Origin of the sequence: Xanthomonas albilineans (assembly GCF_002939705.1) — a bacterium.
Classification (GTDB): domain Bacteria; phylum Pseudomonadota; class Gammaproteobacteria; order Xanthomonadales; family Xanthomonadaceae; genus Xanthomonas_A; species Xanthomonas_A albilineans.
In genome coordinates this window covers 1-373 of the sequence record NZ_MDCB01000114.1, presented here as the reverse complement: position 1 = coordinate 373, position 373 = coordinate 1, and the positions used below count along the sequence as shown (strand labels likewise).

Genomic DNA, 373 nt, shown 5'->3' with positions numbered 1-373 from the left:
CCCGTGGCGATCACCGCCGAGGACATGCGCCATCCGGCGCACCCGCGTCATGCGCTGTTCGAGCAGGCGCGCGATGCCATTGCCGATGCACATGAACGCTGGGGTCGTCCGGTGCCGGATCCGGAGCAGTTGGACCGCCGCGCGGCGCAAGTCGTCGTGGAGACACGCAAACTGTGGCAGACCGAAGTGGACAAGATCTACCTGGGGATGACGGAGGGCGCTGCGACCCAGACGCCGAAATACGTGGTGCAGTCCCACGGACAGATATGGGCGAGAGTCGATGCGCTGCAACTGACGCAAGCGCCGGACGTGGCCCAGGCCAGCCAGCAATTGCAGACGGTGGAGCAGCAGAACCTCGCCGAGCAGGCGATGC

1 protein-coding gene is annotated in these 373 nt (G+C 66.2%); it reads left to right on the top strand.

The annotated features are described in order from the left end of the window. Nucleotides 1-373: XVIPCD domain-containing protein (locus XalbCFBP2523_RS16720; RefSeq protein WP_158250807.1), on the top strand; the 373-nt coding region annotated here is incomplete at both ends.